The sequence below is a fragment of the Streptomyces sp. NPDC043853 genome (assembly GCF_056436025.1).
This window is the reverse complement of record NZ_JBWKDJ010000007.1, coordinates 300,991-314,232: the sequence shown is the minus strand read 5'-3', so window position 1 is coordinate 314,232 and position 13,242 is coordinate 300,991. Positions and strand designations below refer to the sequence as shown.

14 protein-coding genes are annotated in these 13,242 nt (G+C 72.5%); 7 read left to right on the top strand and 7 right to left on the bottom strand.

Features of this window, described 5'->3' with window-relative positions; translation table 11 throughout:
* The first annotated feature begins 121 nt into the window (after nucleotides 1–121).
* Entirely contained in the window at nucleotides 122–700 is a 579-nt protein-coding gene (locus AC067U_RS20770; RefSeq protein WP_478831209.1) for an EF-hand domain-containing protein, read from the top strand.
* 111 nt (nucleotides 701–811) lie between these two features.
* Here AC067U_RS20770 and AC067U_RS20765 read toward each other — a convergent pair whose 3' ends face one another.
* The gene (locus tag AC067U_RS20765) at nucleotides 812–1,786 is read right to left on the bottom strand and encodes a LysR family transcriptional regulator (RefSeq protein ID WP_478831208.1); all 975 of its coding nucleotides are present in this window, start codon (nucleotides 1,784–1,786) and stop codon (nucleotides 812–814) included.
* A gap of 127 nt (nucleotides 1,787–1,913) precedes the next feature.
* On the opposite strand from AC067U_RS20765, the gene AC067U_RS20760 reads away from it, so the two are divergent.
* The 4 genes from AC067U_RS20760 (at nucleotide 1,914) to AC067U_RS20745 (ending at nucleotide 5,822) form a co-directional block, all read left to right on the top strand.
* On the top strand, nucleotides 1,914–3,119 hold the full coding sequence (locus AC067U_RS20760; protein WP_478831207.1) for a YncE family protein: 1,206 nt from the start codon (nucleotides 1,914–1,916) through the stop codon (nucleotides 3,117–3,119).
* 55 nt (nucleotides 3,120–3,174) lie between these two features.
* Entirely contained in the window at nucleotides 3,175–4,074 is a 900-nt protein-coding gene (gene bla, locus AC067U_RS20755; protein WP_478831206.1) for a class A beta-lactamase, read from the top strand.
* 204 nt (nucleotides 4,075–4,278) lie between these two features.
* Nucleotides 4,279–4,896 (top strand): SigE family RNA polymerase sigma factor, encoded by a 618-nt coding sequence (locus tag AC067U_RS20750; protein WP_478831205.1) that lies wholly within the window; start codon nucleotides 4,279–4,281, stop codon nucleotides 4,894–4,896.
* Complete coding sequence (locus AC067U_RS20745) at nucleotides 4,893–5,822, top strand: hypothetical protein (RefSeq protein WP_478831204.1); 930 nt, start codon at nucleotides 4,893–4,895, stop codon at nucleotides 5,820–5,822. Before AC067U_RS20750 ends, AC067U_RS20745 begins: the two co-directional genes overlap by 4 nt.
* Nucleotides 5,823–5,850: 28 nt before the next feature.
* On the opposite strand, the gene AC067U_RS20740 is transcribed toward AC067U_RS20745, so the two are convergent.
* Both AC067U_RS20740 and AC067U_RS20735 read right to left on the bottom strand, forming a co-directional pair.
* Nucleotides 5,851–6,675 carry an ABC transporter permease gene (locus tag AC067U_RS20740; RefSeq protein ID WP_478831203.1) on the bottom strand — a complete coding sequence of 275 codons (825 nt, stop codon included), beginning with the start codon at nucleotides 6,673–6,675 and terminating at the stop codon, nucleotides 5,851–5,853.
* Nucleotides 6,675–7,592, bottom strand: a complete 918-nt coding sequence (locus AC067U_RS20735) for an ATP-binding cassette domain-containing protein (protein WP_478831202.1) — start codon at nucleotides 7,590–7,592, stop codon at nucleotides 6,675–6,677. The genes AC067U_RS20740 and AC067U_RS20735 overlap by 1 nt, the downstream gene beginning before the upstream one ends.
* A 208-nt stretch (nucleotides 7,593–7,800) precedes the next feature.
* On the opposite strand from AC067U_RS20735, the gene AC067U_RS20730 reads away from it, so the two are divergent.
* Both AC067U_RS20730 and AC067U_RS20725 read left to right on the top strand, forming a co-directional pair.
* Nucleotides 7,801–8,976 carry a sensor histidine kinase gene (locus tag AC067U_RS20730; RefSeq protein WP_478831201.1) on the top strand — a complete coding sequence of 392 codons (1,176 nt, stop codon included), beginning with the start codon at nucleotides 7,801–7,803 and terminating at the stop codon, nucleotides 8,974–8,976.
* The gene (locus AC067U_RS20725) at nucleotides 8,973–9,635 is read left to right on the top strand and encodes a response regulator (protein WP_478831200.1); all 663 of its coding nucleotides are present in this window, start codon (nucleotides 8,973–8,975) and stop codon (nucleotides 9,633–9,635) included. The genes AC067U_RS20730 and AC067U_RS20725 overlap by 4 nt, the downstream gene beginning before the upstream one ends.
* On the opposite strand, the gene AC067U_RS20720 is transcribed toward AC067U_RS20725, so the two are convergent.
* The 4 genes from AC067U_RS20720 to AC067U_RS20705 all read right to left on the bottom strand — a co-directional run bounded on the left by AC067U_RS20720 (nucleotide 9,619) and on the right by AC067U_RS20705 (nucleotide 13,214).
* On the bottom strand, nucleotides 9,619–11,160 hold the full coding sequence (locus AC067U_RS20720; protein ID WP_478831199.1) for a radical SAM protein: 1,542 nt from the start codon (nucleotides 11,158–11,160) through the stop codon (nucleotides 9,619–9,621). The genes AC067U_RS20725 and AC067U_RS20720 overlap by 17 nt on opposite strands.
* On the bottom strand, nucleotides 11,153–11,401 hold the full coding sequence (locus tag AC067U_RS20715) for a DUF1843 domain-containing protein (protein ID WP_478831198.1): 249 nt from the start codon (nucleotides 11,399–11,401) through the stop codon (nucleotides 11,153–11,155). The genes AC067U_RS20720 and AC067U_RS20715 overlap by 8 nt, the downstream gene beginning before the upstream one ends.
* A 260-nt stretch (nucleotides 11,402–11,661) precedes the next feature.
* On the bottom strand, nucleotides 11,662–12,429 hold the full coding sequence (locus tag AC067U_RS20710; RefSeq protein WP_478831197.1) for a hypothetical protein: 768 nt from the start codon (nucleotides 12,427–12,429) through the stop codon (nucleotides 11,662–11,664).
* Entirely contained in the window at nucleotides 12,426–13,214 is a 789-nt protein-coding gene (locus AC067U_RS20705; protein ID WP_478831196.1) for a 2-phosphosulfolactate phosphatase, read from the bottom strand. Before AC067U_RS20705 ends, AC067U_RS20710 begins: the two co-directional genes overlap by 4 nt.
* Nucleotides 13,215–13,242: the final 28 nt, after the last annotated feature.

Here is a 13,242-nt window from a genome sequence, read left to right as displayed (position 1 = left end):
GACGTACGTACGAACCGGGCGTACGGACCAGGGCGTACGGACCGCCGGGGCGGCATCGAGGGACACGCCCCCGGGTGCCGGAATCTCGGGCACGGGGGAAGCGGGCGCCTAGGCTCTCGGCATGGGTGCCGAAAAGGCGGCTGTGGCCGACGAGATCTTCGACCGTCTGGACGCGGACGGTGACGGAGTGGTGGTCGCGGACGACTACCGGAGGAACGCGGAGCGATTGCTCCAGTCGTACGGCATGGGGCCGAGCTCGCCGAAGGGGCGCGCGCTGATCGAAGCGAGCCTGGCGCTCTGGGAGCGGCAGGCCGAGATGGTGGACCGCGATCGCGACGGACGTATCGGGCGGGACGAGTACCGGGAGTGGTTCGCCGCCCTGGCCGATGCGGCCGCCGGAGCGGTGGCCGATGCGGAGGCCGGTACGGGCGCGGGAGCGGCAGCGGGCGGCGCCCCGCTCGGGGTGTCGGAGGTCATGGCCGTGCTGCACGCGCAGTTCACCGTGGCGGACCGGGACGGCGACGGGCGGATGGACCGTCACGAGTACATCGTCTGGCGGAGCCTGAGGAGCGTACCGGCGGAGATGGCGGCGGCCTCGTTCGAGGTGATCGACGCGGACGAGGACGGCGTGATCAGCTGGGAGGACTTCCTCGCAGCGGAGCACCGCCACGGCTTCGCGGCCCTCTGGTTCGGCCCGTAGTCCGCTTCCCACTCCCTTCGCCCCCGCTCGTGACTTCGCCCCTGCTTGTCACTTCGCCCCTGCTTCCGTGCCGCCCTCTCGCGCGGCACGGCCGGTGGCCCGCCTGCGTGCTCAAGGTGCTTCACCCTGCGGGTGGAGCGCTCGGCGGACCCGTTCGCGGAGCCAGGTGTGTGCCGGGTCGGCGTCGTTGCGGGGGTGCCAGGCCATGCCGACGGAGAGGGGCGGGAGGTCCAGCGGGATGTCGAACGTGCGCAGGCCCAGTGCCTCCGGGCAGTGTTCGCCCAAGCCGGCGGGGGTCAGGCAGACGAGGTCCGTGTCCCGGCACAGGAACAGCGCGGCGGCGTAGCCCGGTACGGCCACGGCGACGCGGCGGCGGAGGCCGAGTTCGGCGAGCCGGGTGTCGACGGGGCCGTGGAGCCTGCCCTGGCGGGAGACGCTGATGTGATCGGCGCGGGCGAAGGCACGGGCCGTGACCCGGCCGTCGGCCAGGGGGTGACCCGAGCGGACGGCCGCGACCAGGCGGATCTCGGCCAGCGGTTCGACGCGGGTCTCCGGGTCGGTGTGGTCGAGGACGCCGATCTCCAGGTCGACCCTGCCCTCGCGCAGCGCCGGGCCGCCTTCCAGGGCCTCGGGCAGGAAGCGCAGGGTGACGCCGGGCGCCCGCCGGGCCACGGCGCCGATCAGCGCGGGCGCGACCCCGGTGAGGACCGGGTCGCTCGCCTGGACGTTGAACTGCCGGGTCAGCGTGGCCGGATCCGCGGGCCGGGCGGCGGCGAACAGGTCCTGGGCCTGCCGTACGACGGCGTGGACGCGGGGGCGCAGTTCCAGGGCGCGCGGAGTCGGTACGAGGTGACGCCCGGCCCGTACGAGCACGGGATCGCCGAGCGCGCGGCGCAGCCGGGCCAGGGTGCGGCTCATCGCGGGCGGGGTCACCCGCATGCGCTCGGCTGCCCCCGTCACGCTCTCCTCCTCCAGCAGTGCGTCCAGTGCCACCAGCAGGTTCATGTCGAGCGACACCGGGTCCGGGGGCGGCGGCACGAGGATGTCGTCCGCCGAGGGCCCGGCCCCCGCCCTTCTGTGTTCCACCTCTGTGACCCCCCTCACTTCGCGACGTCGCCGTACCCGCGCCGAGCAGTTCCATTGCCTCTGACGCAATGGCACCTTGCCGAGGTTGCACTGGAGTCAGTGGTCCCGGCGGTCCAGGGTGCTGGACATGCAGAGGAACAACGAAGACATCAACGAACACGTCAACGAAGACGTGCTGGCCGTGGTGAGCCAGAGCGGACCGCACGTGACCTTCTTCTCCGTCGGCTCGTACCGCGAACTCGGCACGGTCGAACTGCCCAGCGAGCCGCACGAGCTGTGCTTCGACCCCGGCCGCCGGCTGCTGTACTGCTCGATCACCTACCGTTCCGGCTACTACCACAGCAACACCGGGCGCGCCCATGAGATCGCCGTGATCGACCCCGACGCCCGGCGCGTCATCGACGTCATCGACCTCGCCCCCGACCACGCGCCGCACGGGCTCGTCCTGGACCGCGTCCGGGACCTCCTCTACGTCAGCGTCGAGGCGGCGGACCCGACGGGCTCCGGCTCCCCCGACTCCTCCGGCTCCTCCGACTCCTCCGGCTCCCCCGGCTCCCCCGGCTCCGGCGCGCTGCTCGCCGTCGATCCCGACTCCCGGAAGGTCGTGCGCCGCATTCCCGTGGATGCGGCCGGGCCGCACTGGTTCGCGGTCACGCCGGACGGGCGCCACGCGTACACGTCCAACAAGGAGGCGCCGTACGTCTCGGTCGTGGACCTGGAGACAGGCCGGCTGCTGGAGCGCATCGCGGTGCCGGGCGGTGAGGGGATCGACATCTCGCCCGACGGCCGGTACGTGTTCGTGGCCACCCCGAAGGGCGATCTTTCCGGCCCGAGGACGTCCGACGACACCGCCGGGGCCGCTGCCGCGGTGGGCATCGCCGTGATCGACACCGCGGCCATGCGGGTCGTCCGTACGCTGCCGGCCGAGGGCATCACCTTCCCCGTCCACACCACCAGCCAGGGGCTGGTGCTCTCCGGCGAGTTGCGCATGGCACCGCCCGGCGGTGGGGCGGGCGCCGGAGCCCTCGGCACGCAGGCCAACGGCGTCCTCAACGTCCACGCCCCGCTCGGAGCCGACCTTCACGGGGCCGCCCCGCGCGGCACCGCCGCGGAGTTACTGGGCCGGGTCGAGGTGGGCCGCTTCCCGCTGACCATCACCTCCTCCCCCGACGGCTCGCTGGCCTACGTCGCCAACGTCATCTCGTCCACGGTCACGGTGGTGGAACTGCCCTCGCTGCGCACGCTCACCACCCTGCCGGTCCGGCGTGGCGGGGAGGCGGGTGCGCACGGGCTGGCCTACGTTCCGGCGGCGGGCCGCGGGGAACCGACATGATCACGTTTGGCGTCTTCGCGACCATATGACCCCACCGAGGAGAGGAGACGCCGGCGTGCGGAGTCGTCGTACGGTGTTGGCGCTGGGAGCGGGGACGGCGGTGGCCGTGGCACTGCCGCGGACGGGCGAGGCCCGGGCCGCGGAAGTGCCGGAGGTCGTCCGGCAGTTACGGGAACTGGAGCAGGAGCACGGAGCGCGCCTGGGGGTCTACGCCCGGGACATGGCGACCGGGCGGACCGTGGTGCACCGGGCGGACGAACTGTTCCCGATGTGCTCGCTGTTCAAGACGGTTGCCGTGGCGGCCGTGCTGCGGGACCTGGACCGGGACGGGCACGGCAGCTTCCTCGGCCGGCGCGTCTGCTACACCCGGGACGAGGTGACGAGGGCCGGCGGAGGCGAGATCACGGAGAAGGAGGACAACATCGCGCGGGGGCTGACGGTGGCGGAGCTGTGTTCCGCGGCGATCTCCCAGAGCGACAACACGGCCGCGAACCTGCTGCTCCGCGAGCTGGGCGGGCCGACGGCGGTCACCCGGTTCTGCCGGTCCGTGGGGGACCGTACGACGCGCCTGGACCGGTGGGAACCGGAGTTGAACTCGGCCGAGCCCACGCGGGTGACCGACACCTCCAGCCCCCGCGCGATCGGGCGGACGTACGCGCGGCTCGTCCTCGGCGACGTGCTGGCCCCTCGGCACCGGGAACTGCTGACCGGGTGGATGCTGGCCACCACGACCAGCGGGGAACGGCTCCGCAAGGGCCTGCCCGAGGACTGGGCCGTCGCGGACAAGACCGGAGCCGGGTCGTACGGGACGAACAACGACGCGGGGATCGCCTGGCCGCCGGGACGGCCGCCGCTGGTGCTGTCCGTCCTCACCACGAAGGCCGGGCAGGCGGCTCCGCGGGACGACGCGCTGGTGGCGAGGACGGCGGAGCTGCTGGCGGCCGCGCTGCGCTGACGGGCGGGCGGAGGGCCGGGGGGAGGAGGGCCGGAGCGGAGGCGGGCCGGGGCGGTGCGCTCCGGCCCGTTCACCGCTCTGAACCGCGAGGAGCCTGGGCAGCCGCGGGTGTGACAGGACTCGTAGGAAGCTTCCGGTGGTCGTTCGTGAGACCGGGCAACCCGATCGGGGCGGGAGGTGGTCAAGGAGGCGAAGGGGGTTGCGATGCAAGCCGAGCAAGAAGCTCAGTTCCAGGCCTTCGTGGCCGCGCGCTGGAATCATCTGGTGCGCACCGCGTATCTGCTGACGGGCGATCCGCACGACGCGGAGGACGTGACGCAGACCGCGCTCGCCAAGGCGTACCGTTCATGGCGGCGCGTCTCGCGCAGTGACAATCCGGAGGCGTACGTCCGGCGGATGCTGGTCAACTGCAACAGCGACCGGTTCCGCAAGCGCCGGGTCGCGGAGCGGCTGACGGCGACCGTGCCGGACACGTCGGTGGGCGACACCGCGGTGCAGTGGGCCGACGAGCGCAACGCGCTGATGGCGGCGCTCGCCCAGCTGCCCGCCCGGCAGCGGGCGGTGGTGGTCATGCGCTACTGGGAGGACCTCTCCGAGGCCGAGGTGGCGGACGTCATGGGGTGTTCCGTGGGCACGGTGAAGAGCCAGGCGTCCAAGGCACTGGCGAAACTGCGGGCCTGCCCCGGCCTGGGTGGCGCGATGGACGGCGGCGGGCGGACAGGCCCGGCCGGTGCGGGGACCGCGACGCGGAACGGCGCGAAGGCCTCCGGCACGGGCGGGACGACGATCACGATGGCGGCGAGCGAAGGGGTAGCTCTGTGAACAGGCAGTTCGACAACGCCCGGGATGACGCCTTCGAGCGGGGCCTGCGGGATCTTATGTCCGAGGACGCGGCGGCGGTGCGGCCGGCGGCGGTGCCGTATCCGGAGATCGTGCGGCAGGGCCGACAGCAGCTGCTCCGGCGCCGGCTGGCGGTCGCGGGCGCGGCCCTGGGCGTACTGGCCGTCGTACCGGCCACGGCCATCGCGCTGAACGGGGACGGCAACGCTCCGTCCGAGGTCACGCAGCCGGCGGCCGCGCCGACGAAGAGCGCCCCTCCCCCGTCGCCGCGGGCGTCCGAGCGGACCGGTCCGGCGGCTCCGGCGACACCCGGCCAACTCGCCGACGGCCTCACGATGCAGGAGGCGGCGACCGGACTGGAGCAGTGCCTGGCCTACGACCGCACGCACGCGATGGGCGGGCCGGGCGGAGATCTGGGCCAGGCCCGTGACTACCGCGTCCTGCTGGCCCACCGCAGCACCGGGAACAGCAACTCGCCCGGTGACGGGCACCACGTCGTCGCCGTCAAGGACGCCCCGAAGCCGACCCGGCTGATCTGCAGCGTCAAGGACGGCGGCTCGAGCGGGCTCAACTCCTCGGTCGGCGGGAGCGGGGACCCGGAGGCCGGCGCGGTCGTCCCGGACATGAACGGCGGCAAGCTGTACCTGCAGCGGCTGAGCGGCGAGGGCCCCTGGAAGCTCCCGTACCGCTGGGGCAGCATCGGGACGGTCGACGCACGGATCGCCCGGGTCACGGTCTCCTACGGCGGTGACACCGTCGAGGCGGCCCTCGACCGCGGCTGGTACGCGGCGACGGGCGTCCTGAACCGCCCCGTCTCCAAGTCCCCGCGGATCAAGGGCTACGACGCCCAGGGCAAGCAGATCTACGACTCGGACAGCGACCGGGCCTACGACAAGCTCATCCCGTGAGACCGGACACCCTCCCCCGGAGGCACGGTCACACGTCGCGGCGCCTCACGACGAGCACGGCGAGTGCGATCGTGATCAGAGGCCAGAGCGTGTACACGATCCAGGAGCCGGGGACCGTGGCGGTGTAGCCCGGAGATCCGGGATCCGGCTCCCAGGTTTGGACCAGGCGGTTCCAGGCTGCCGACACCAGCGCGTGTTTGATGTCCGCCGACCAGCGATGGCTCTCCGAGAACATGGTGGGCAGCATCAGCAGGGTGAAGACGCTGGTGATCATGGTCCCGGCGGCGTGCCGGAGCAGAACGCCGAGGCCCAGGCCGACCAAGGCACAGACCGGAGCCAGCAACGCGGATCCCACCAGTGCCCGGAACACCCCGGGGTGGGTGATCGGAACACCGGCATCGCGCCCGTTCAGGATGGCCTGGGAGACCAGGAAGGAACCGGTGGAGGCGACCGTGCCGACCGCGGTCCACAATGCGGCTGTGACGGCCGCCTTGGCCAGCACGACCGAGCCGCGGGCCGGGACGGCCACGGTGGTGGTGCGGATCAGCCCGCTGCCGTACTCGCTCACGACGGTGAGCGCGCCCATGCTGCCGGCGACGAGGATCAGCGTCCAGTAACCGGCCGGCGGATATGCATCGTAGGGCCGGAAATCAGCCGGGAGGGAGTCCGCGGCCTCGTCCGCCAGCGTGGCCACGGCGGCGGACCCGACGACGAACAGGAGGGTGAGTCCGATCGTCCACGGGGTGGAGCGCAGGGACCGCGTCTTGATCCACTCGGAGGCGAGCAGGTCGCGGAAGCGGGCGGGCGGCGCGGCGACGGGGGTGGTCCGGGGAACGGAGGTGAGCGTGGTCATCAGGGCCGTCCTGCCTGGTATTCGATGCTGTCGGCGGTGAGTTCCATGAAGGCCGCCTCCAGTGAGGCGGTACGGGTCGTCAGCTCGTCCACCCGGATACGGTTCTCGAAGGCGAGCGCTCCGATGCGGTCCGCCGGGAGCCCGGTCACGGCGAGCTTCTCGGCGCCCGCCGAGCCCTCCGGCTCGACCGAGGCGCCCGCCGCGGTCAGCACGGCTTCCAGCTCGGCGGCCTGCGGCGTCCCGACCACGACGGTGCTACGGGTGCTGCGGGACGCGAAGTCCCGTAGCGGCTCGGCGGCGATGAGGCGGCCCCGGCCGATGACGACCAGTTGGTCGGCGGTGTTCTCCATCTCCGACATCAGGTGGCTGGAGAGGAAGACCGTGCGCCCCTCGGCGGCCAGGCGCCGGAAGAGCCGGCGTACCCAGAGCACGCCCTCCGGGTCCATGCCGTTGATCGGCTCGTCGAACATGAGCACCGGCGGGTCGCCGAGCAGGGCGGTGGCGATGCCCAGCCGCTGCTTCATGCCGAGGGAGAATCCGGCGATGCGGCGGTTCGCCACCTCGGCCAGCCCCACCTCCTGAAGCACCTCGTCCACCCGGCGCCGCGGGATGCCGTTGCTGCGGGCCAGAGCGGACAGGTGGGCGGCGGCGCTGCGGCCGCCGTGGATCTGTCCGGCGTCGAGGAGGGCGCCGACGTGCCGCAGTCCGCGCGAGTGGCGGTGGAAGGGGACGCCGCTGACGGTGGCGGCGCCGGTGGTGGGCGCGTCCAGGCCGAGGATCATCCGCAGGGTGGTGGACTTGCCGGCGCCGTTGGGGCCGAGGAAGCCGGTGACCTGGCCCGGCCGCACGGTGAAGGACAGATGGTCGACGGCCGTCCTGCTGCCGTAACGCTTGGTGAGTTCGCTGACTTCGATCACGGCACCCACACTGCCCAGCGGATCCCCGGCCCGGCATGGGGCCGTGGGCGGCAATCGTGCGGCCGGGTCGGCCCGTGGGCGTACGTCCCCGGGCCAATGCGGCGCGGGCGGTGGCCGGTTAGTCTCGCGGCGTGAACCCCATGATGATCACTTCCTTGGCCGTGCGTGCCGCACCCCGCGGTGTTGTTCCCGGGAGGGAATGCCGCCGATGACGAGAACCAAGGCCGCGGCCTGGGCGGGGGGTGCCTCTTACCTCCTCGTGGTGGGTCTGCTGGTGGGGGGCGCGCCGCGGGCGTCGGGCACGGTCCACGGTGTCGGGGCACTGCTGGCTGTGGGCCTGCTCGTCGGCGTGGTGCGACGGATGCCGCTGCCGGCTCTGGCCGTGGCACTCTTCGGATCCACCGCTGTGGTGGTGGGCCCTCCGAGCTCCGTCCCTGAGAGCCTGGCTGCTTCGTACCAGGGCGAGTTCCTGTCGTATCTGGCGGTGGACCTCGTTCTGGGCTTCATCGTCGCCACCTGCACACGGCGCGCTTCGATTGCTGCCATGGCCGTGTCCGTCGCCGTGCAGCTTCTGGTGATCGGGGTCTTCGCGCACGGGGACAGCCTGGCCGTCAACGGGGTGATCGCCTTCCTGGCGTGGGCCGCATCCTGCCTGGCCGGTCTGCTGAGCCGCGAACGCCGCGAGCACGCGGTGGCGCTGCGTGCACAGGAGGTGGCCGAGGCCGTGACCGCCGAACGGCTGAGGATCGCACGGGAGCTGCACGACATGGTCGCGCACAGCATCGGCATCATCGCGATCCAGGCCGGTGTGGGCAGCCGGGTCATCCGGACCCAGCCGGCGGAGGCGCGCGAGGCCCTGCGCGCCATCGAGGCCACCAGCAGGGAGACCCTGTCGGGCCTTCGGCGCACGCTGGTGTCGCTCCGTCAGACCGACCGGGGCGCGAACGCCCCGGAGCAGTCGCCGCTCTCGCCCTCGCCGGGGTTGGCGGACGTCGAACGGTTGGCGGCGGCGACCGCGGGCGCCGGGGTACGCGTCGACGTGCGCTGCAGCGGGGAACAGCGTCCCGTGCCGGCCGACATCGGCCTGTCCGCCTACCGCATCGTGCAGGAGGCGCTGACCAACGTGGTCCGGCACGCGGACACCGGGCGTTGCCGGGTGGCCATCGACTACGGAGACGAGGAGCTGTCCGTGGAGGTCGTCGACGACGGGCGCGGGGCCACCGAGAACGGCGCGGGCCACGGCTTCGGCCTCATCGGGATGCGGGAACGGGTCGGTCTGCTGGGCGGCCACCTCAGTATCGGGCCACGCCCTGAGGGCGGCTTCCGGGTGGCGGCCCGGCTGCCGCTGCCGGCGCCCGTCGACGTTCCGGTGGAGGCCCGATGACCGTCCGTGTGGTGCTCGCCGACGACCAGCCGTTGGTTCGGTCCGGTCTTCGTGTGATCATGGCCGATCACCCCGATCTGGAGGTCGTCGGGGAAGCCGCCACCGGCGCCGAGGCCGTCCAACTGGTCAGGGACGCCGGCCCCGACGTCGTGGTCATGGACATCCGGATGCCCGGTATGGATGGGATTGAGGCCACCCGTCGGATCACGGCCGGTCCGGCAACCACACGCGTCCTCGTCCTGACCACGTTCGACGAGGACGACCATGTCTACGGCGCGCTCCGGGCCGGCGCGAGCGGCTTCCTGGTCAAGGACATGGCGCTGGACGACATCCTCGCGGCGATCCGCGTGGTCGCCGCCGGCGACGCACTGATCGCGCCGGGTGTGACACGCCGTCTGATCGCGGACTTCATCGAGCGGCCCGCGGCTGTTCCGGAACGCTCCCCACGGCCGGTCGAGGGCATCACGGAGCGGGAACGGGAAGTGCTGACCCTGGTCGGACGCGGCCGGTCGAACACCGAGATCGCCGAGGACCTCTTCATCACGGTGGCCACCGCCAAGTCGCACGTTTCACGGCTGCTCACCAAGCTGGGCGCCCGGGACCGGGTCCAGCTCGTGATCACCGCCTACGAGATGGGGCTCGTCACTCTGCCTCGCTGATGACGTCCCCGGCCTCCGGCCCCCGGACCCGACGGCCGTCGAGGGGCCCGGCCAGGTCGTGGTCGCGGAGCGTTTGCATGAGGCGGGTCGAGGCCTGGCGGGCAGTGGTCAGCGCGTCTTCGTATTCGCGGCGGCGGGCGGGGATGTCCGCGCCGCAGTGGGGGCAGAGGGTCGTGCCGGGGTACACGTAGCAGTTGCAGCCGCGGCACAGGTCCAGGGACGGGGAGTGGGGGTGGGGGTGGGGGTGGTCGTGGTCGTGGTCGTGGGAGCGTTCCGGGGCCGGTGGGGGCTGGGGGCGGGGGGTGTCCGGGGGCGGGGGGTCGTCGGCCGCGTGCGGGTCGGGCTCCAGGACGATGTCGAAGCGGCCGTGATCGAACGAGGTGCCCGGGGCGGGGAGACGGCGGACCACTCGTTCGCGTTTGCCCTGTTTGCGCAGCTCTGAAGCTCGGTAGTGGCAGTACGGGTTGTTTCCCGGGCGGTCGAGGAGGGAGTGGGACGTCCAGGTGCAGCCGCCCTCGCAGACGTCGGCGTAGTAGCAGGTCGCGCAGAAGCCCCACAGGTCCTGGCGGCGGGGGTTCCGGGCGAAGGAGAGTTGGGGAGCGGTCGTCCAGAGCTCTGCGAGGGTGGTGTCGCGGACGGTGCCGGCCTTGTAGCTGGTGGTCGGCAGTGACGGGCAGCCTTTGATCGTGCCGTCGGCCTCGATGCCCAGGACGTTGCGGCCCGCGAAGCAGCCCGTCCAGTGCTGGTCCGCCCTGCCGCTGCCGCGCAGCAGGGCCTCGTAGGGGCCGAAGTAACCGATGTTGTTGCCCGGTTGGAGGAGGAGTCCTTCGGCCAGGGCCCTCGTGTGGAGTTCGGCCAGCAGCGGCATGAGCTCGTTCATCTGGTACGGCTGCAGCAGGAGCTGGTGGTTGTCGGCGGCCCGGCCCATGGCGACGGTGAGCTGAACCTGCCAGTTGCGGACGCCGAGCCCGAGGAATTCCGCGAGGAGGGAAGTGAGCTGGGGGATGACGGGCGCGGTGATCTGAGTGTTGACGCTCGTCTTGATCCCGTGCGCGCGGAGCCGGGCGAGGGCGTCGACCGCCGCGTCGAAGGATCCGGGACGGCCCCGCAGGTGGTCGTGGAGTGGCGCCAGGCCGTCGACGGAGACGCCGCAGGCCACCAAGCCGGCCTCGGCCGCACGGGCGATGCGCGTGTCGGTGAGCTGCCAGGCGCCGGTCTGCATCGTGCACTGCATCCCGGCGTCGGAGACCGCCCTGACGATCTCCACCCAGTCCTTGCGCAGATACGCCTCGCCGCCGATCAGGGTGACCTCGCGGGTGCCCAGCTCGCGGAGCTGTCGTACGACGTCCAGGCATTCCCGGGTCGTCATCTCCGCCGGACGTTTGCTGCCCGCGCGTGACCCGCAGTGCCCGCACTTGAGGTTGCAGGCGAGCGTGAGTTCCCAGACGGCGTGTACGGGCCGGTGATCGCGGGCGTCCGGGCCGGTCAGCCAGCGGTTGGGTGTGGCGGGGGCGCTATCACCCATCCGTCCCGCCGCCCGGCCGGTCCAGTCGGGTGATCGCCGACTCCAGGGCCTCCAGTGCTGCTTTCACCTCGTCGTACCGGTCCGGGGTGACGGGTGTGAAATCGACCCCGTAGAGGGCCTTTCTGGCTGCCTCGGCGACCGCCTTCATCTGCTGCAGGTCGTTGGTGGCGATCGCGTCGTGGATGGGCGGGCCGTACGGGGGAACGGGGCCGCTCTGGGCTTCGTCTTCGCTGGGAGGCATGTTCGGTCACCTCAGATGGGCAGCCACACGGTCCCGTGGGTCTCGCGCCGGATCCGGGCGAGTGCGGGACCGTGCAGGATCTCGGGCAGGTGCACACCAACAGCGGCAAGTGCACACCAACAGCGCGCCGCTTCCCTGCCGCGAAACGTGAATGGCATCCGAACGGAGCAGGGGATGGCGGCGATCGGGTCCGGGCCGCGATCCGACGATGCGACGATCCGACCAGCGGCCCGGGGGGAGCAGCCCCTTGGACCGGCGGCTCAGCCGGTCGCGGGACGGATGAGGACCTCGCTGCCGATCGGGGTGAAGCCCACGGCCAGGAAGGCGCGCAGGGAACGGGAGTTGCCCGGGGAGACGGCGGCGAAGACCGGCTCGCCCTCGGGGACGAGGGTGAGGGCGTCCAGGAGGAGGGCGCGGCCGACGCCGCGGCCGGCCTTCTGGCCGGTGGACTCGTCGAGGGCGATGCCTATCTCGTGGCGTCCGGCCAGGCCGCGGCCCACGGTGACGAAGCCGCGCTCGTCGCCGTGGACGCGTACGTCGGCGCGTACGGCACGGGCGTGCCGGACCCGGGGGTGGTCGTCGACGTCATCGCGTTCGCCGAGGGCGGGGGTGGTGCCCGGTCTGCCGGAGCCGCGGGCGACGAGGCTGGCGTCGGTGACGCCGACCCAGCCGCCGGGGCCGGCGAGGTGGAGCAGGAAGGCGGGGGCGTGGGCGAGGCCGAAGCCGTCGGGGCCTTGGGCGAGGACCTCGTCGGCGGGCAGGCGGGTGGCGACGAAGGCATGGCCGGTGAAGGCGAAGGAGCACTCCAGGCCGCCTTCGAAGGGGGGCAGTACGGTCACGCCGCCGTCGATCTCGGGGAAGCGGCCGTCGGCGGCGGCGAGGAGGTGGGCGAGCAAGGGGTGGGGGCCGGCGGTGCCGTGATCGCTGCTGGTGTCCTCGACCTCGTCGACCCTGTCCACGCTGTCGGCACTGTCGGCGCTGTCGGCGCTGTTGGCACTGTTGGCACTGTTGGCACTGTTGGTGATCATTCTCCGGACCCTAGCCGGTGCCGGGGCCGTCCTACGGCCGTGAAGGCGCCGTCCGTCAGGATCGGTACCGTCGAGCAGGAGTCCTGCTCGACGGCGATGGCGACGTCCTCGGGGAATCCTTCCCGGATGAGTTCCAGGCCCGAGGTACAGCCGGTCACGGTGGTCGGCACGTCCGGTGTGCCGGTGAAGGAGTTCCTCGCGTGTGCGGCCTCGGGTGAGAGCGGGCCGGCGCCCCGCACCCCCAGGGCTTCGATGATCGCGCCGGCTCCGAGCAGGTCCTCCAGGGCGGGCCGCAGACTGCCGTCGAGCCGGCGCTCGCCTGCGGCGATCACGCCGACGGGGCGTTCCGGGGTCCCGTAGCCCCGTGCGGTGAGCTCGCGGCCCACGGCGGTGGCGTTGCGCAGGCAGCCGGCGACGACGACGGCGTGGCCGGCGGCCGCGGCGGAGATGGCCGAGCCATTGGGCGAGGGCAGGACCAGGCGCGGGGTGAAGGGGGCCGCGCGGAGTGCGGCGGGCGACAGCGACCAGGGCGATTGCGTGGTCGTCTGGCGTCGCCCCACCGCGATTTCGGCGGTGTGCTCCCGGGCGAAGGCGCACGCGGTTCCATCGCGCCAGGGGTAGGGGAACACCCGGGTGCCCGCGTCGGCGGCCACGCTCACCGAGGTCGTGAACGACAGGACGTCGACGACCACGACGCAGGCGAGCGCGGGAGACAGGCGCTGAGCTCCGGTGGGCCCCCACTCGAACCGTACCCCGTGCCCCTGTTGGAGGTACCGGTCGCTCATGGACACCGACCGTAGCCGGTCGGCGCCG

Coding starts and splice junctions, on each gene's coding strand:
- AC067U_RS20725 (WP_478831200.1), top strand. CDS start 8,973: ATGACCGTCCGTGTGGTGCTCGCCGACGACCAGCCGTTGGTTCGGTCC.
- AC067U_RS20740 (WP_478831203.1), bottom strand. CDS start 6,675: ATGACCACGCTCACCTCCGTTCCCCGGACCACCCCCGTCGCCGCGCCG.
- AC067U_RS20730 (WP_478831201.1), top strand. CDS start 7,801: ATGACGAGAACCAAGGCCGCGGCCTGGGCGGGGGGTGCCTCTTACCTC.
- AC067U_RS20770 (WP_478831209.1), top strand. CDS start 122: ATGGGTGCCGAAAAGGCGGCTGTGGCCGACGAGATCTTCGACCGTCTG.
- AC067U_RS20750 (WP_478831205.1), top strand. CDS start 4,279: ATGCAAGCCGAGCAAGAAGCTCAGTTCCAGGCCTTCGTGGCCGCGCGC.
- AC067U_RS20705 (WP_478831196.1), bottom strand. CDS start 13,214: ATGAGCGACCGGTACCTCCAACAGGGGCACGGGGTACGGTTCGAGTGG.
- AC067U_RS20720 (WP_478831199.1), bottom strand. CDS start 11,160: ATGGGTGATAGCGCCCCCGCCACACCCAACCGCTGGCTGACCGGCCCG.
- AC067U_RS20760 (WP_478831207.1), top strand. CDS start 1,914: ATGCAGAGGAACAACGAAGACATCAACGAACACGTCAACGAAGACGTG.
- AC067U_RS20710 (WP_478831197.1), bottom strand. CDS start 12,429: ATGATCACCAACAGTGCCAACAGTGCCAACAGTGCCAACAGCGCCGAC.
- AC067U_RS20715 (WP_478831198.1), bottom strand. CDS start 11,401: ATGCCTCCCAGCGAAGACGAAGCCCAGAGCGGCCCCGTTCCCCCGTAC.